The 16,794-nt window shown below is 63.9% G+C and carries 13 protein-coding genes and 1 pseudogene; 11 read left to right on the forward strand and 3 right to left on the reverse strand.

Going from position 1 to position 16,794, the window contains the following annotated elements; genetic code table 11:
• Positions 1 to 135: 135 nt before the first annotated feature.
• Positions 136 to 419: pseudogene (locus A5766_RS24425) on the reverse strand (oleate hydratase); the annotation flags it as partial.
• A gap of 593 nt (positions 420 to 1,012) precedes the next feature.
• Between A5766_RS24425 and A5766_RS13965 the strand changes: the two are divergent.
• From A5766_RS13965 to A5766_RS14000, 8 genes are all read left to right on the forward strand, one after another.
• Positions 1,013 to 1,645 (forward strand): LGFP repeat-containing protein, encoded by a 633-nt coding sequence (locus A5766_RS13965; RefSeq protein WP_039854526.1) that lies wholly within the window; start codon positions 1,013 to 1,015, stop codon positions 1,643 to 1,645.
• A gap of 227 nt (positions 1,646 to 1,872) precedes the next feature.
• Positions 1,873 to 2,889: a YihY/virulence factor BrkB family protein gene (locus A5766_RS13970; protein ID WP_039854524.1), complete on the forward strand. Its 1,017-nt coding sequence runs from the start codon at positions 1,873 to 1,875 to the stop codon at positions 2,887 to 2,889.
• Positions 2,890 to 3,010: 121 nt separating this feature from the next.
• Positions 3,011 to 3,544: a methylated-DNA--[protein]-cysteine S-methyltransferase gene (locus tag A5766_RS13975; RefSeq protein ID WP_005203047.1), complete on the forward strand. Its 534-nt coding sequence runs from the start codon at positions 3,011 to 3,013 to the stop codon at positions 3,542 to 3,544.
• Positions 3,545 to 3,602: 58 nt separating this feature from the next.
• Entirely contained in the window at positions 3,603 to 4,100 is a 498-nt protein-coding gene (locus tag A5766_RS13980; protein ID WP_141630788.1) for an RNA polymerase sigma factor, read from the forward strand.
• Positions 4,097 to 4,702, forward strand: coding sequence for a methylated-DNA--[protein]-cysteine S-methyltransferase (locus tag A5766_RS13985; RefSeq protein WP_005203043.1), 606 nt, complete (start codon positions 4,097 to 4,099; stop codon positions 4,700 to 4,702). Before A5766_RS13980 ends, A5766_RS13985 begins: the two co-directional genes overlap by 4 nt.
• A gap of 215 nt (positions 4,703 to 4,917) precedes the next feature.
• Positions 4,918 to 5,580 (forward strand): glycosyltransferase, encoded by a 663-nt coding sequence (locus tag A5766_RS23915; RefSeq protein WP_231894647.1) that lies wholly within the window; start codon positions 4,918 to 4,920, stop codon positions 5,578 to 5,580.
• Positions 5,577 to 6,548 carry an acyl-CoA dehydrogenase family protein gene (locus A5766_RS13995; RefSeq protein ID WP_005203039.1) on the forward strand — a complete coding sequence of 324 codons (972 nt, stop codon included), beginning with the start codon at positions 5,577 to 5,579 and terminating at the stop codon, positions 6,546 to 6,548. The genes A5766_RS23915 and A5766_RS13995 overlap by 4 nt, the downstream gene beginning before the upstream one ends.
• A 103-nt stretch (positions 6,549 to 6,651) precedes the next feature.
• On the forward strand, positions 6,652 to 9,018 hold the full coding sequence (locus A5766_RS14000; protein WP_005203037.1) for a lysylphosphatidylglycerol synthase transmembrane domain-containing protein: 2,367 nt from the start codon (positions 6,652 to 6,654) through the stop codon (positions 9,016 to 9,018).
• 13 nt (positions 9,019 to 9,031) lie between these two features.
• Here A5766_RS14000 and A5766_RS14005 read toward each other — a convergent pair whose 3' ends face one another.
• Positions 9,032 to 10,447, reverse strand: a complete 1,416-nt coding sequence (locus A5766_RS14005) for an APC family permease (RefSeq protein ID WP_005203035.1) — start codon at positions 10,445 to 10,447, stop codon at positions 9,032 to 9,034.
• Positions 10,448 to 10,566: 119 nt separating this feature from the next.
• On the opposite strand from A5766_RS14005, the gene A5766_RS14010 reads away from it, so the two are divergent.
• The 3 genes from A5766_RS14010 (at position 10,567) to A5766_RS14020 (ending at position 13,283) form a co-directional block, all read left to right on the forward strand.
• Positions 10,567 to 11,211 (forward strand): TetR/AcrR family transcriptional regulator, encoded by a 645-nt coding sequence (locus A5766_RS14010; protein ID WP_005203033.1) that lies wholly within the window; start codon positions 10,567 to 10,569, stop codon positions 11,209 to 11,211.
• Positions 11,208 to 12,332, forward strand: coding sequence for a DmpA family aminopeptidase (locus tag A5766_RS14015; RefSeq protein ID WP_005203031.1), 1,125 nt, complete (start codon positions 11,208 to 11,210; stop codon positions 12,330 to 12,332). The genes A5766_RS14010 and A5766_RS14015 overlap by 4 nt, the downstream gene beginning before the upstream one ends.
• 99 nt (positions 12,333 to 12,431) lie before the next feature.
• Positions 12,432 to 13,283 carry a 3-hydroxybutyryl-CoA dehydrogenase gene (locus tag A5766_RS14020; protein WP_005203029.1) on the forward strand — a complete coding sequence of 284 codons (852 nt, stop codon included), beginning with the start codon at positions 12,432 to 12,434 and terminating at the stop codon, positions 13,281 to 13,283.
• A gap of 78 nt (positions 13,284 to 13,361) precedes the next feature.
• Here the strand turns inward: A5766_RS14020 and A5766_RS14025 are convergent, their stop codons facing one another.
• Positions 13,362 to 16,679 (reverse strand): ATP-binding protein, encoded by a 3,318-nt coding sequence (locus tag A5766_RS14025; protein WP_064905115.1) that lies wholly within the window; start codon positions 16,677 to 16,679, stop codon positions 13,362 to 13,364.
• Between the last annotated feature and the right edge of the window lie 115 nt (positions 16,680 to 16,794).

The following is a 16,794-nucleotide window of genomic DNA, read 5'->3' on the forward strand; positions in this document are numbered from 1 at the left end:
GGTGGTCCCCCCCCCCCCCGCGCCGCCGCGCCCCCCGGTCTGCCCCAAAACCCGGGGGTTGGGCACAAGACCAACCCCCCCCCCCCCCCCCCCGGGGGGGGGGGGGGCGTCGGCGTGCTCGTCCTCGGGTGCCGTCAGTCCAGTTGCCGGGTTCGAGCTGGGATTGGTCTTGTGCAGCCAGTACATTTCGTCGAGCACCGACGCGTTGTCGATGGCGAGTGACGGGATCGATTTGAAGAGATCCCACAGGGCCGCGAAATGCGCCTCCATCTCGCGTCCACCGCGGCATCACGAATCAGGAACGCCGCGCCAGCCAGGCACGCGAGTCCGGAACCGACGAAGTAGGCACTCTTGCCGTCAACATCTGCCGGCTAATCCGGCCGTCCGAATGCCTCGAAATTTCCATTACTTCGGTACACGTGCGTCTCGCCTTTTGTCGTCGCACATCGTGCGCCCGCGTCAGGATCGAACTCGAACAACGTCGACGCTAGTTGGCTAAGTGCGGATCCTGTTCCGGATCGAGATGAGGTGTTGTCTTTCCGGACAGTGTGATCTGGCATTCTCTCCACTCGGCGCGGACTGGTACGCCACGGTTCGGCGGCAGCCCACCAAAAATCGTGAGCCGCGTCTGCGCGACCCCGACAGACAAGAAGCCGCCGACCGAGGCGGTCGACGGCTTCTGAAATGGACGGAATCGGTCATGCGCCTCTCGGCGAAAAATCCGCTCTAAGCGGTGAAGGGTGGGACCCGGGGCAATGAATCCGACGCCGTCGATGGTTCCAACTGTCGATGGACCCAACGTATTCCGCCGCCCCATAGCGGGTTTCTTGGACGTGGAACTCACGATTGGGACACGATCCTTGTCCGCTACGTCGGCTTCGCCAGACTGATGTTGCAACACTGCACCAGTCGGCGAGTTCTCGTCGAGTCTGGTCGTCGGATGTGGTTACGGTCCTGAACGCGGTCTTGACGACCGTGTACTACTTCAGTGTCTCGAACCGAAAGGGAACCAATGAAGCAGACAACTCGCCGCATCGCCGGTGTCGTTGCGGCGGCATCGGCAGTCACCCTCATCGCTGCCGGTTGCAGCGATGACAATGACTCCAGCTCGTCGGCATCGGCATCGGCGTCGGCATCGGCAAGCGAGTCCGGCATGGCGGGGATGTCGGGGATGTCAGGCTCGGCGGCTGCTGGTGCCTCTGTGGAGCTCAAAGCGGCTGACGGAAGCACGGTCACGCTGACCGGACCGATCGCGGCGAAGTATCAGGCGGCGACCGAGCAGCAGAAGACCGATCTCGGCGCACCGAGCACCGGTGCCGAGGCATCGGGCACGGGCTCGAACGGTGTTGTGTTCCAGCAGTTCGCCGGCGGCGTGATCACTGCGAAGAATGGCGAAGAGGCCACCCCGGCGTACATCACGTGGGGCAAGATTCGCGACGCGTGGAACGTCAAGCGCGATGCCGAGGGCAACCCGTCGGCGGAGGGCAAGGGCGGATCGCAGGGTCCGCTCGGCGCAGCAACGAGCGACGAGACCACCGAAGGTGACGTCAAGACGTCGACCTTCGAGCACGGCAAGATCACGTGGAACTCGTCGACCAACACCGTCGAGGTCACGGTGAATGGCAAGGTCGTACCGACGCAGTAACCGCGCCAGATCTGAGTTCGCGCTCAACGGCGGCTCTTACCCGCACATGCTGCAGGTGAGAGCCGCTTGTTGTTTCTACTTCTCTGGCGTCGGTTGCGCGTCTGCTCGGCGAGCCGTGCTGCCCGATCAGGATGCCTCCGAATAGGATTTGTCGAAGCGGTGGCCGTGGCAAGCGCACAACGTCGCCATTCTCAAGGCAAGGGAGGCGAGAGTTGTCATCTGGGCGATTGTCACTTGCCGAGCGAATCGACAACTTTCAGCACCGCCATCCATCAACCGGATACCCACTGGCTGTGCTCTACAAATTCTTCGACGACCAGGGCGGTTATCTCGCCGCACTGATCGCCTACTACGGGTTCGTCTCGTTGTTTCCGCTGCTTCTGGTTTTCACATCGATCCTGGGAATCGTGCTGCGCGACAACCCTCAACTCGAGCAACAAATCCTCGATTCCGCGTTATCGCAGATCCCGGTCATCGGCTCGCAGCTGCGTGAAACGGGCACGATCAGCGGTAGTGGTGTGACGGTGGCAATCGGCGTCATCGGCGCGATCTACGGCGGACTCGGAGTGGCCGTGGCTATTCAGAACGCCATGAACATCATCTGGAATGTACCGAGAAACGAGCGACCGAATCCGATCCAGGCACGCCTCAAAGGGGCAGTGCTGTTGCTGACAATCGGAGGATCGATCATCGGTCTGACCGTGTTGAACGGATTCGTCGCCGCGGTAGACCTCGGTACGGTGGGCAAGCCTCTGGCGATTCTCGCATCGGTGATCTTGTACACGACCGTATTCACCATCGCGTTCGTCATCGGAACCGCACGCTCGGTGAGCGTCCGCGACGTATTACCCGGAGCGATCGCCGCAGCGCTGTGCTGGCAGGCGCTTCAAACCTTCGGCAGCGTCTACGTGCAACGCGTGATCGTGAGGTCGAGTGCGACCAACGGCGTGTTCGCGGTGGTGTTGGGGCTCTTGGCTTTTCTGTACATCGCGGCGGTGCTCGTCATCTTCTGCGTCGAAAGCAATGCTGTCCGCGTCGACAAGCTCTACCCGCGTTCGGTATTGACGCCATTCACGGACAACGTCGTCCTCACTCCTGGCGACGAGGCCGCGTATACCGCGCAGGCACAGGCACAACGGAGCAAGGGATTCGAGGAAATCGAGGTCTCGTTCGACAATCCGGCCACCGCGGATGCCGACCCCGAGCGCACTGCTCCGAGTGGGCAACCAGACATCGAACGATGACGATTCAGCGGGCAGCCATTGCCGGTCGACGGGTCGATGTCCACACAGATCTCACGTTTGGAGGGCACTGTGCGACTGCGTGGCGATGAGCAATGTGGACGAGACAGGAAGCGTGAAGATGATGAATGGACACACGGAGGGCGCGGGGAGCACAGCGAGATGCGGCGCGGTCGTGACCCCGCTGGGTGCTGTGACAATCGTCGCGACAGGCGAAGCGATCACCGGGATCTACTTCTCCGATCAGCGACATCGTCCCAAGGACGCGGCGTTGGGTGACCACGTCGACGACGATGCGTTGGTCGACGCCGCGGCATCGCAACTTGTCGAGTACCTCGCGGGTGACCGAACCGACTTCGACCTACCGGTCCACACTCACGGCGACGCGTTCCACCAGGCGGTGTGGAATGCGTTGCGCGGCATTCCGTTTGGCACGACCACGACCTACGGTCAGGTGGCAGCGGAGATCGGGATGCCGCAGCAGGCGCAGCGCGTCGGGCAGGCTGTAGGGCGCAATCCTGTTGGCATAGTGATCCCGTGTCATCGGGTGATCGGGGCCGACGGCTCACTGACCGGTTACGCAGGTGGGCTGCAGCGCAAGCGGTGGCTTCTCGAACTCGAGGAGCCGAAGGAGATCCGAGCATCGAGGTTGTTCTGACTGCTACGAACGGCGATCTCACGTTCTCCGGTTCCGCGGCGTTTACCGTGTGATGGACATGAAAGAGCCTTTCGAGCGTGCTGTGTCGACGCACGGTGCAACGGTACTGAGAGTCTGCCGGGCCGCCCTTGGTAGCGGACCCGACGCCGATGACGCCTGGTCGGAGACCTTTCTGGCGGCGCTGCGCGCCTGGCCGGACCTCGCTGAGGATGTGAACGTCGAGGCGTGGTTGGTGCGAGTTGCCCAACGCAAGGCCATCGACATCATCCGGGGACGACAGCGTCGTCCGACCCCCACCGAAAACATCCCGGAGGCGGCAGACCTGCATTCTGCGGCCCCCGATCGTGCGGGAGTGTGGGACGCGGTGGCCCTACTCCCCGACCGTCAACGCCTCGCCATTGCCTACCACTACATCGGTGGTTTGCCCCACACCGAGACCGCTGAATTGCTCGGCAGTACCCCAGACGCTGTCCGGCGAGCTGCCGCCGACGGCATGAAAGCGCTACGACGCACCTACATAGATGCCGACGATCAACGAGGACACGAAAACCCATGAGTGACAATACAACTGAACTGGGAATCCAGTTCGCGGTCTCCGAGGACGATCTCACCGCCCTGCACGCGCGGCTGGAAATCGGTGCAGTGCAACAAGGACTTCTCGACGTCGGCTACCGAACCGTCGATACGCCCATCGGCACACTGTTGCTGGCGGCGACAGAGGCGGGACTCGTGCGCGTCGCCTTCGAGAACGAGGGATTCGACGCGGTCCTCGACGACCTGGCGACCAGGATCGGATCACGAATTCTTCGAGCGCCGGCAATGCTCGACGACGCGGCCGCCCAACTCCACGAGTACTTCGACGGACGCCGACACGAGTTCGGACTGGCTCTCGATCATCGTTTGTCCTCGGGTTTCCGCGAGCAGGTGCAGCGATACCTGCCGCAGATCGGGTACGGGCAGACCACGACGTACAAGCAACTCGCTCAGCGGGTCGGCAATCCCGCCGCGATTCGAGCTGTCGGAACGGCCTGTGCCACCAACCCGCTGCCCGTGGTGGTTCCCTGTCATCGGGTGTTGCGCACCGACGGGACGCTCGGCGGCTACCTCGGCGGGTTGGAGGTCAAGTCGGCCCTGCTCGCGCTCGAAAGTGCCGCGTGACCTCGCCGATCATGATTGTTCGCGCGCGTACGGGCTAGAGTTGGGTAACCACGCCTTCAGCCAATGGGCATCGCCATCATCCGACCCGTCCTGGGGGCCACGTGCGTGCATTTACTACCCCTGCCTCATCTACTGCCGCTGTCTCACCGACTGCAGTCAACCGGATTGCCGTCGTTGTGCCGGCGCACAATGAGGAAGATCTCGTCGCCGATTGTGTGACGAGCGTTCTCGTCGCGGCGCGCAACACCCCGCACGAGGTAGCTGTGACGGTCGTCCTCGACGATTGCACGGACGCGACCGCGCGTCGGATACCGCTTGGCGTGCAGGTGATCTCGTGTTCCTTCGGCTCCGTGGGGGCTGCACGACGCGAAGGCTTCGCGCGACACGGCACCGGGCGTGCCGTCGATGACGCTGCGACCTGGTTTGCCAGCACCGACGCCGATAGCCGGGTCCCGCCACACTGGTTCCAGCAGCAACTTCACTTCGCCGACCACGGTGCCGACTGTTACCTCGGCACCGTGACGCCCGACGGATGGACGGGGTGGACGCGAGACGTCGAGCGTCGCTACACCGAGTCGTATCGAAATAGGGAGGGCCACAGTCACATTCATGGCGCGAACCTCGGAATGCGCGCCGCCACCTATCACGCGGTGGGCGGGTTTGCGCCGATACCCCACGGCGAAGATGTCGAATTGGTGCATCGTGTCCGAGCTTTCGGTGCGCGGGTCGTCGCGTCGCACCATGCGCCGGTGATCACATCCACCCGTGCACAAGGTCGGGCAGAGCACGGATTCGCCGCGCACCTACGATCGCTGGATTCCGCCTCATGTCCCGCTCCATCATGTCCCGCCACCGCTCAGACGGGAGGCTACGCATGATCGACGACGCCTCGTCGCGAGCTCGCGATCTCCTTGACGACGGCCTTGCCGTCCCGCTTCCCGGCGCGGGCGAGACACGGACGCGATGGGGAACCCTTCGGGAGCTCTGTCACGTCGACATCGCCGTCGGAAGACTGGTGGAGGCGCACTTCGACGCCGATGCCATCCTCCACGAGCTGACCGGCCGTGGCACCGAACCCGGTGAGTTCTGGGGCGTGTGGGCCGCGGAGCCTCCCGTGCCGCGCGTGACCGCTGAGCTTCGGCGCGGAGGCACGTGGCTTCTCACCGGAGCAAAGCCGTGGTGTTCGGGAGTCTTGTCGTGTGACCACGCACTGATCACCGCGGACGTTCTCAACGGCGGTGGTGAGCGTCGAATGTTCGCCGTCGAACTCGGCGCGGAAGGTGTGCGCCGAGAGCCTGCCGACTGGACCAACTCGGGCATGAATCGCACCGAGACCGGAACGGTCGTCCTCGACGGCGTCGTCGGTCGACCGGTCGGTGAGCCTGGTGCCTACCTTGATCGCGCCGGGTTCTGGCACGGAGGAATCGGTGTGGCGGCCTGTTGGGTCGGCGGTACGCAGAAAGTTGCCGACGTGCTGTACGCCAAGGCGTCGTCGGCGCACAGTGGGCTGTCGGACATCCTCTTGATGCACCTCGGCGCCGTCGAAGCCGAGATCGCGACGGCAATCGCACTCCTCGACGCGGCTGCACGCGAGCTCGATGCCTGCCCGTCAGACATCGAGGCGGCCAGACGACGCGCTTTCAGCGTTCGCTGGTCGGTCGAACAACGGGCAAGCGCCGTGATCGACCGGGTTGGGCGCGCGCTCGGACCCGGCCCGCTGGTCCACGACGCCGAGCACGCTCAAGCCGTCGCCGACCTTCAGGTCTACGTAAGGCAATCACACGCCGACTCCGATCTCGTGAGCCTCGGCGCGCTGGTGGTCGAGAGAGCGCGAGCGGCTCGGTAACCCGTCGCCTCCCGGGTTGTGAGCGCATGTCCCGATATGTTGGGGTCTGACTACGCCCGGCACACCGTCGGCGCGCCGAAACGTGGGAAGACACGAGCAGCCGATGGATGTCGACGGACGCGAGATCACCGTCTCCGGTGACCTGCTGCAGCCGCTGACGCGGCGTACGTCGGACATACTTCGTCTCACCACCTCGGCGATCGTGCTCATTGTCGTCATCGTGAGTTCACTGATCACCCGGGGCGACTGGGTGGCACTGGAGAAGTCGATCTCCGACATCGTGGGAGTGTTGACGCCCACCCAGGCCGGGTTGGTCTATCTCGCGTACGGCATCGCGATTCTGGCACTCCCGTTCATGATCCTCGTCGGCCTGCTCGCCGCTCGACAATGGCGACTGCTCTGGGCGTACGCGACGGCAGCCGCGATCAGCTTTCTCGCGCTGTCGGTCAGCGAGAACGGTATCGCCGCCCCGACATGGCATTTCGATCGCAACGAACGGCTCGATTCGCTGCTGTCGCAATTCCTCGACGATCCGCGCTGGATCGCGATGCTTGCCGCAGTCCTGACGGTGTCGGGACCGTGGCTTCCCGCCCGCTGGCGACGCTGGTGGTGGATCCTGCTCCTGGCCTTCGTCCCCATCCACCTCGTGGTGAGCGCCGTCGTACCCGCGCGCGCCGTCCTGGGGCTCGCGACCGGCTGGTTCGTCGGCTCACTGGTTGTGTGGGTCGCGGGCACGCCCGCGCTGGTCGTGCCGCTCGAAGATGCGGTTCGGATGCTGGAACAACGGGGTGTGCGCGTGACCGCGCTCCGCGTGGTCCGGCCGGCCAGTCGCGGACCGCTCGAACTCGTCGCCCACGCCGACGACGACATCATCGTCGACATGTACGGACCCAATCAGCGCAGCGCAGGTCTGCTGCGCGAGTTCTGGCGCAAGATCCGCCTGCGCTCGGAAGAAACAGCACCGCTGCAGCTCTCCGCGCATCGAATGGTCGAGCACCGCGGACTCATGACATCCGTCGTCGACGACCTCGGTCTGTCGAACAGTCGTGTTGTCGCCGTTGCGCCCCTTGATCGGGATTGGATGATGTACGCCTGTACACCGCCCCGCGGTACGCCCCTCCATTCGTGCAGCGACGACGTCGCGGTGGCCGACATCTGGGCCGCATTACACACGCTGCACGCGGAGCGGATAGCCCACGGAGACCTTCGGGCGGCGCAGATCACCATCACCGATGGCCGCATCGTGTTCGGCGGTTTTCACTTCGCGGAGTTCGGTGCCACCGACGTCCAGCTCCAGTCCGACATTGCTCAATTGCTCGCCACCACAACCGACCTCTACGGTCCGGAGCCCGCCGTCACCTCGGCGATCAATGCGTTCGGAGCCGACGCGGTTCTGACCGCGTCACGACGGTTGAGCTCGTCGGCGTTGCCGAGGCGGATACGCGACCAGCTGAGCGACGCCAAGAAGGTGATGTCGTCGGCGCGCGATGAAATCCGTTCGCAGACAGGCGCAGACGAGATCCGCGCCGAGACCATCACGAGGTTCAGTCGCTCCCAGATCATCCAGTTGGTCCTGCTGGTGGCGCTGGTCTACGTGGCCTACCCGTTCATCAGCACGGTGCCGACCTTCTTCAGTGAATTGCGCACCCTCGACTGGGTGTGGGCATCGGCCGGTCTGGCGGCGTCGATGCTCACCTACGTCGGCGCGGCGGCCGCCCTATGGGCCTGCGCCGACGGTCTCACGAGTATGTGGAAGCTCACCGTCATGCAGTTCGCCAACACATTCGCCGCGACGACAACTCCGGCCGGCGTCGGCGGACTCGCGCTCAGCACGCGGTTTCTGCAGAAGGCCGGTCTCGGGGGTGTTCGGGCGACGACGGCTGTCGCACTGCAGCAGAGCGTGCAGGTGATCGTGCACGTGGTGCTGTTGTTGTTCTTCACTGCGATCGCAGGGACCTCGGCCGACCTGTCGCATTTCGTTCCCTCGGCGACGGTGCTCTACCTCGTCGCGGGAATCGTGCTCGGTGCGATCGGTCTGTTCTTGTTCATTCCGACGCTTCGCCACTGGCTCGGTGCCTCGTTGCGTCCACGACTGATCGAGGTATTCGTCGACCTGCGCGCGGTGGCGCGTGAACCCAAACGGCTCGGCATCATCACACTGGGTTGTGGCGCAACGACTCTCGGCGGTGCACTCGCGCTCTGGGCAAGCGTGCACGCGTTCGGCGGGCATGTCTCGTTCATCACCGTGACCGTGGTCACGATGGTCGGCGGGACGTTGGCCTCCGCCGCCCCGACGCCCGGCGGTGTCGGGGCCGTCGAGGCGGCACTGATCGGTGGCCTGGCGGCGTTTGGTGTTCCTTCGGCAGTGGCTGTCCCCGGTGTGCTGCTCTACCGCGTACTGACCTGTTGGCTTCCGGTGTTCATCGGGTGGCCGGTGATGCATTGGCTCACCCGGAAGAACATGATCTGAATCTGCACGCCACTCACACGTCCTCGTGTATCGGGTCGGGCAGAGTCCACCGATCGGCACGACGCGGGTAGAGATAGGCGATGTAGTACAGGGCACCCACGACCAGCGTGCCGACCGCGATCGCCAATTGGACCCATGTCTCCGGTGTGATGAGCTGATAGCAGACGTAGAGGCACACCGCGATCACGACGAGCGGGGCCAGAGGCCACAAGCGCATTCGGTAGCCACGGCTTGTCGGTGCTCCCCTGCGTCGCAGACGTAGCGCCGCACACGCGACCATCAGGTAGAGCACCACCGTCGTTGCTCCGGTTGCATTGACGAGCCAGTCGAGTGGCAGGAACGCGGCGGCGACGGCCGCCACCAAGCCAACCAGCACAGTGGCGGCAACGGGTGTGTGCAGGCGAGGATGCACGCGGCTGAGCACGTCGTCGACCGGCTTCGGCCACGATCGATCGCGGGCCGATGCGAATACCAGTCGCGCGATCTGCAGAATGATCGCGATGACCGCATTGATGATCGCGATCGCAATGCCGACGCTGATGACAACGTTGAGCGTCGGCCCTCCGCGTGCGATGAGAAAGTAGTTCATCGGTGACTCGGCCGAGAGAAGATCTTTCATCGATGGTGCCCCGACTACCACTGCCATCAGGGGAATGATCTCAACGGCGACGGTAACGGCGAGACAGACCATGATCACCCGCCCAATCATCTTGCCGGCGTTCTTCGTTTCCTCGACGTAGTACACGGCCGCTCCGTATCCGTTGTAGGCGAACAGCGCCACCGGTACGAGCGCGACAAGGGCCGAGAATCCAACAGGGGTCAGTGAGCCGTCGACGATGGCTTGTGCGTGGACGAACTCCCCCGGACCGCGCGACACATGCGCAAACCCCAGTATCGCCAGCACAGTCACGGCAGCTATCTCGATCACGAGAAAGAGTCCGGTGACCCAAGCATTGGTCCGGATGTTCAACGTGGCGACGACCGTCGTGACGACGATGACCCCCACCCCAATCCACTTGCCGGACAGCCCGGACCACGCAACCCCGAGGTATTCACCTGTACCCAACGCGATCACCGCGATGATGAAGATACCGCTGACGAGTGTGAGCAAGAACAATGCGAATCCCGCTGGACGACCCAGAAGTCTTGCCGCCCAGGTGTATTCACCACCCGTTACCGGATAGGTCGCTGCCAGCTCCGCGTAACACATGCCCACGAAGATGGCAGCTACCGCGGCGATGGCCATTGTCAGGACCGAAGCGCCGCCTGCCGCCAAGAGGATGGCCGGAACGATGATGAACACGCTCGACGCCGGAGTGACCGACGACAGGGTGATAAAGATGTTCTCCCGCATCGTGAGGCTCCGGGAGAGTTGCTGTTCGTATGCGACGCCTGCTGCCGGCGCGATGCGCGGGTTGATGTCGGTCATGCGCGCTCCTTCAAGTGACCGGGAAATTTCTTGACTGGTCAATCAAAGAATTATGTGTTTATGCTGTCAATGCGTAGAAAGGCGCGTAATCAGAAGTTAACTGGTGAAACAGGAGGGTCATGGCTCGGCGCAAAGACCAGGCCGCGGCGAGGGATGCGATAGTTACAGCGACGCTCGTCGCGATACGTGATCGCGGTCTGGCGGCCCTCCGTATCGCCGACATCGCGGCCATCGCCGATGTGTCGACAGGAACCATTCACTACTACTTCACCGATTTCGAGACGCTGCTGAAAGAAGTGCACAGGCTCGCAAGCGACAGGTTCTATGCGGCGCGCCTTCACGAGGTCTCGTCACTCGCAGATGCTCGCGACCGGCTGCGAGTGATGATCTCCGCGGGCCTTCCGCGATCAGGGGACGACGCATTGGTATCTGCTCTCTATCAACTCGATTCGCATCTCGGGTTGCGCGATGACCACGCGATCTTGGTCACCGCGCTCTTCGACAAACAGGTCGCCCTGTACATGGGAATTCTGGATGTCGGTGTTGCCCAAGGGCACTTCACGCTGACCGAGCCGTCAGTCGACATCGCGGCGAACCTGGTGACACTCGAGGACGGATACGGCTTGCACATAATCACCGCAAATGCGTCACTCTCCTATTCCCGTGCAGTGCAATTGATCTCGTCGTACGCGCGTACCGCAACGGGTTGTCCCGACATTGTCGGAGCGGACTGTGCCCCGATGAACCGAAACGAGACGTCATGAGTCGGCCACGCATTCGCGATCTCGGGGTCACGCTTCCCGGTACACCCGGACCGAAGAACGCGATCACCGACGTTGCAGGCGTCGAGGTCGGCTACACCACGCTCATCGAAGGGGCAGGCCCGCTCGAGGTCGGCCGCGGGCCGGTGCGCACAGGAGTGACGGCACTTCTCCCGCGTGGCAGAAACGGTGTGGGTAGGCCATGTTCGGCAGGCTTCTACTCGCTGAACGGAAACGGCGAGATGACGGGTGCCCACTGGATTAACGAGGTCGGAGAACTCTCACTGCCGATCACGATCTCCAATACGCACGCCGTTGGAACGTGCCATGCCGCAGTGATCGAGTGGATCAACGACTTAGATCCTGTGCTGGGCAGACAATGGCTGCTGCCGGTGTGCGCAGAGACATGGGACGGCTACCTCAACGACATCAATGGCGGCCATGTCACGGCGAACGCCGTGCGTGGTGCACTTGATTCCGCTTCGGCAGCGGCGCCAGCCGAAGGCAACGTGGGTGGCGGTACCGGGATGAACTGTTACGGCTTCAAGGGGGGTAGCGGCACAGCGTCACGCGCCGTCGAGATCGGGACGCACGAGTTCACCGTTGGGGCTTTCGTCCAGGCGAACTTCGGCTCGCGCAGCGAACTGACCATTGCGGGAATACCGGTGGGAACTCGGGTCGACGTCCCCAACCCGATGGAGACGGAGCCGTGGTTGGAGCACGACCTCTCTGTTCCAGGCGGTGCCGGGTCGGTCATCGTCATCGTGGCTACGGATGCTCCGACAACATCCGCACAGTGCACGGCTATGGCGCGAAGAGTCCCGATGGGACTAGCCAGAACCGGTACGACCGGATCACTGTTCTCCGGTGATCTGTTCCTCGCCTTCTCGACGGCAGATGATCGCTCCTCCACGACGGGATTTCCGCTATCGGACAGCGACGTCCTCCTCACCACCCAGACTGTGATGCCGTGGAATCGGATGGACGCGCTCTACGCGGCGACGGTGTATGCGGTCGAGGAAGCCGTGCTCAACGCGCTCGCGGGCGCCGAAGACATGACCGGACGAGATGGGCATCACTCCTATGCGCTGCCGCACAGTGCGATCACCGCGCTCACAGCCTGATCGGGTTGGTGGACCCCCGCCGCGACCTCGGGTTCATTTCGTGTGGCCCTTGCGCAGTAGGCTGACCTGCGACCACGTTTCACAATCTGGAGGAGCTCCATGACACAGCTCGGAGTAGTCGGCGGCGGCACGATGGGTGCCGGTATCGCCGAGATCGCGATCCGCGCGGGTGACGACGTCCTCGTTCTCGAGCGCGACCAGGCTGCGGCTGACGCGGCCCGCGCACGCATCGAGAAGTCGATCAACCGTGCGGTCTCGAAGTCGAAGATCAGCGCCGACGATGCCGAGCAGGCGTTGGCCCGTCTGACGCTGACCACCTCGGTGTCCGACTTCGCCGACCGCGAACTCGTCATCGAGGCCCTGCCCGAGATCGAGGCACTCAAGGTGGGTTTCTTCGCCGAACTCGACAAGATCACCGCTCCGACCGCGATCCTCGCCACCAACACGTCTTCGATCCCGATCATCCGTATCGCCAAGGACGTCGCAGACCCGAGTCGCGTTGTCGGTGTGCACTTCTTCAATCCGGTGCCGGTCATGCCGCTCGTGGAGATCATCTCCAGCTTGGCGACCTCGCCAGAGGCAGTGGCGACCGTCACCGAGTACGCGCGAGATCACCTCGGTAAGAAGACGATTCAGGCAGGCGACCGCGGCGGCTTCGTCGTGAACGCCTTGCTCATCCCCTACCTGGTCGACGCCATCCGCATGTACGAGAGCGGCTACGCCACCAAGGAAGACATCGACACCGGGATGGTGAACGGCTGCGGACACCCGATGGGCCCGTTGACGCTCAGCGACACCGTCGGACTCGACGTCGTTCTCGACGTCGCCGAATCGCTGTACGACGAGTTCCGCCAGCCCCACTACGCGCCGCCGCCCCTGTTGCGGCGCATGGTCGAGGCGGGCTACCTCGGCAAGAAGTCGGGCAAGGGTTTCTACGACTACTCGTCCTGACGCGACGCTCTGATCAACGAGGGCCTCGGCTGGTAGCAACCAGCCGAGGCCCTCGTTGGTCAGTGGTGGTCGGTGCGCTCAGACGGGCAGACGGCTCGTGCTCGTTCGACGTAGATCCGAGAACGTCTGGATCGACGTCGAGATCGCGGTGGCGATGGGACGGCTGTTGACGTCCTCGGTCTTCGACACCATGACGACGTTGTCGATGTAGGGCTGGATCGTGCTGGTGTTCTGCACCGTTGCGACGATGATCAACTGGAAGCCGAACTTGCGGAACGCCGCGAGTGCCTGCTGCGCGAACTGCGGGTCGGACTTCGAGAACGCCTCGTCGAGCATCAACTGCGCGAAGATGGGACGGTTTCCCTTGCCGTGCGGACTCGCCAGGTTGAAGCTCAGCGCGCCTGCCAGACAGAACGCCATCAACTTCTCTTGCTCACCACCGGAGTTGTCGCCCGCGTTGCTGTACGTGCGGATGGTCTCGCCGGTCTCGGCGTCGCGTTCCTCGCAGTAGAAGTCGAACCGGTTACGCACGTCGAGTGCGTCTCGCGTCCACTGACGGTCTTCGGGCGTTGCACCGGCGAGTCGTTCACGCAGAAGCAGTATGTCGGCATACTGCTCGAGGATGGCCTCCTCGTCGCCGAATCCGACGGCTGCGGTTCGCGACGAGATCTGCCGCGCCTTGTCGGTCAGTTCGGCGACTGCCGCGAGAGTCTTGCGACCGGGGCAGAGCCGTAGGCGGGTTCCGCGGTTGAAGGCCACCGAGCCGAGCCCGGAGTTGACCCGCTCGATCTGCTCGACGATCCGTCGCTCCTCGGCCTCGGCCGCCATGTGCAGACTCAGGATCGCGCCCGGCGCCTGCTCGGTGATGAGTCGTCGCATTCGCTCGTAGGCGGCAGGCAGCTCGCGCTCGTCGATGCGGCGGCACAGCGCGACATAGTCGTGGACGCGCTCGTCGAAATCGTCGCTGTCGTTCGGGATCGCGTCCGGGAACTCCTTGTCGTAGGCGTCGAGGACGCGACCCAATTCGTCGCGCGAACGTCGAGTGTCGGCGCGCGTCCGATCACGCTCGCGCCCAACGGCTTTGAGTAGATCCTGGCGGAACGGATCCGGTGCGAGCACGTCGAGCACCGCCGCGGACTCCTCGCGGAAGCGATCGAGCGTCGCCTCCGCGTGGGCAGAGACGGGTTCGATCTTCAACCTGTCGACCAGGTCGAGTAGTTGAGTACGACGCTTGTCGTGGGTGGCGATCTTGTCCCGCACGAGTGCGGCCTGCGAAATGGCGGCGCGGACCTGCTCCCAGATGTCCTCGGCCTTGCGTTGCAGCGCCTCGGTGTCGGGATTTTCCTCCATGAGGAGCTCGTACTGTTCGGTGAGCGCGTCGACGCGGTCGTCAGCGGTATCGAGGTCGATCTCGTTCCACGCGGCGAACTGTTCGCAGACCCGTCGGTAGGCGTCGCGTCGCTGCTCCTTGGCTGTGCGCTCTCGGTCGAGTTCGGCACTGCGAGCTCGCGCCTGCTCGTACAGCTCGTTCTCGGACTCGAGTTCTTCCTGCAGCGCAGCGATTTTCGCGCTCACGTTTCCGACGAAGATGTACTGGGACGGACGCAACTGCTGACGGTCGTCCTTGATGGCGAGCTTCGCCGAGTCCTTGCGAAGGCCACGGTCGGTCACGGCCTTGGTGTGTTCGACGAAATCCGCGGTGGAATCGACGCACACGTAATTGCCGAGTTTGGCAAGGATCGTGAGGGCCTCGTTGGTGCACGGGTGGTCGGGTTCGGCCGCCCGGAGCGTCGCCCCGAGCGTGCCCGGCTCCACCATCGGCGCGGGACGCGTCTCTGCGTGGTGGAGCTGAATCCGCCCGCGCATGTCGTGCTCGTTGACGAACTTGAGGGCAGCCGCAAAATGATTGTCCGGCACCAGGAGTCGCAGCCCGGCGTTACGCAGGACCTTCTCGACTGCCAGCCGCCACCTCTCGGCAGAGGGTTCGAGCTCGACGAGTTCGGCGACATACCGCAGTTCGGACTCGTCGAGTTGGAGTGCATTGGCGATGATTCGACGCATCTCGTGTTCGGCGCGAGGCAGCGCGGAGCCGGCGTGGCGCACGCGCTCGAGTTCGTCACGGGCAGCGTCGCGTTGGGAGCGCGCAGCGACCTCGGTGGCGAGGGTCTCGGCGAAATGTGGCTTGCCCGCCTCGAGTTGACCGTCGAGTCGGGTGGCCTCCTGAATCAGGTGCTCGCGTAACTCCCAGAACGCCTCACCGTCTTCCGGAATGTCGAATCCGAGCGCGGAGATCTTGTGTTCATAGGTGGCGCGACGGATCGACGCCTCGTTGCTCGCCTTCTGCGCCGTCGAGAGTTGTTCCTGCAGCGGCGCGAGATCGCCTGTCGACGTTGCGATCCGACCGAGAAGGTGGCTGTGATCCCGGCGGAGTTGATCGTGCTGCGAGTTGAGCGCGGCGAGGTCGGAATCGAGGCGGGCGATTTGATCGTCGAGGTCGGCGATCTCGGGTTCGGCATTGTGCAGCCGCAGGTTGGTGACGTACGAGCGGACGACCTCGGGCTCGATGGTGTCGAGAACCGTGAAGGTCGCCGACTCCGCCGCATAGCGCTCCTGCATCGCCTCGACGTTGTCGAGGATGGTGCGCTTGCGCCGGGATACGTCGAGGAGTTCACGCGCCTCGACCAGTGGATCGATCTGCTCGAGTGCGTCGGAGATGCCTGCGATGCTCGTGGGTTCGTCGAGCATGAACTCGCGTACGAACTGTGCGAGTCCGCCAACGCTCTTGAGCGACTTGGCCTTTCCGAGCAACTGCTGTGCGGCATCCGAGCCGCGGATACCGATCAACGAGTACAGGGTCGACAGATACTTGCCCTCTCCCGGACCGCCCTGCCAGCCGCGGTCGCGGAACCGGGCGGCGCTGTAGCCATTCGCGGCCCACTCGTTGCAGGCGTCGACGATGTCGACGTCACCGTCGTGGATGAAGTACGCGCTATGGGCATCGGTGAGTTTGCCTGCGCCAAGCCACTTCAGCACCAGTCCGGTGATGGCTGTGCCCGACGTCGAGGTGTAGGTGACGGCGATCGCCGCCCAGGCTGGGCCGCTTCCGCGGAGATACATGATCTCGCGGTGTGCTCCCGTTGCGTCGCGACGCTCGCCCCACGCACCACGCACGTACTTGCCGACGGTGCGTCGACCGCCGGACGAACCGGCCGCGGTGGTATCGCCAGAAGCATTGAAGTTGCGACGGTGATCCGGCAGGAAGGCCAGCGAAATCGCGTCCAGCAGTGACGATTTACCACTGCCCGACGAGCCCGTGATGAGTGCGCCGCCCGGGCTGAACCCGATGGAGTGGTAGCCGTCGAAGACTCCCCAGTTGATGAGCTGCAACCGGGACAGGTAGTACTGCTCGTCCCCCTCGCCGCGATCGGGCGTGCTCCGCTGATCGAGCGTGTCCCGCTGATCGAGCCTGTCCCGCTGATCGAGCCTGTCCCGCTGATCGAGCCTGTCCCGC

This window comes from Gordonia sp. 852002-51296_SCH5728562-b (assembly GCF_001665475.1).
GTDB lineage: Bacteria > Actinomycetota > Actinomycetes > Mycobacteriales > Mycobacteriaceae > Gordonia > Gordonia sputi.

Coding starts and splice junctions, on each gene's coding strand:
- A5766_RS14020 (WP_005203029.1), top strand. CDS start 12,432: ATGACACAGCTCGGAGTAGTCGGCGGCGGCACGATGGGTGCCGGTATC.
- A5766_RS14005 (WP_005203035.1), bottom strand. CDS start 10,447: ATGACCGACATCAACCCGCGCATCGCGCCGGCAGCAGGCGTCGCATAC.
- A5766_RS14010 (WP_005203033.1), top strand. CDS start 10,567: ATGGCTCGGCGCAAAGACCAGGCCGCGGCGAGGGATGCGATAGTTACA.
- A5766_RS14015 (WP_005203031.1), top strand. CDS start 11,208: ATGAGTCGGCCACGCATTCGCGATCTCGGGGTCACGCTTCCCGGTACA.
- A5766_RS14000 (WP_005203037.1), top strand. CDS start 6,652: ATGGATGTCGACGGACGCGAGATCACCGTCTCCGGTGACCTGCTGCAG.
- A5766_RS13995 (WP_005203039.1), top strand. CDS start 5,577: ATGATCGACGACGCCTCGTCGCGAGCTCGCGATCTCCTTGACGACGGC.
- A5766_RS13985 (WP_005203043.1), top strand. CDS start 4,097: ATGAGTGACAATACAACTGAACTGGGAATCCAGTTCGCGGTCTCCGAG.
- A5766_RS13965 (WP_039854526.1), top strand. CDS start 1,013: ATGAAGCAGACAACTCGCCGCATCGCCGGTGTCGTTGCGGCGGCATCG.
- A5766_RS13975 (WP_005203047.1), top strand. CDS start 3,011: ATGAATGGACACACGGAGGGCGCGGGGAGCACAGCGAGATGCGGCGCG.
- A5766_RS13980 (WP_141630788.1), top strand. CDS start 3,603: ATGAAAGAGCCTTTCGAGCGTGCTGTGTCGACGCACGGTGCAACGGTA.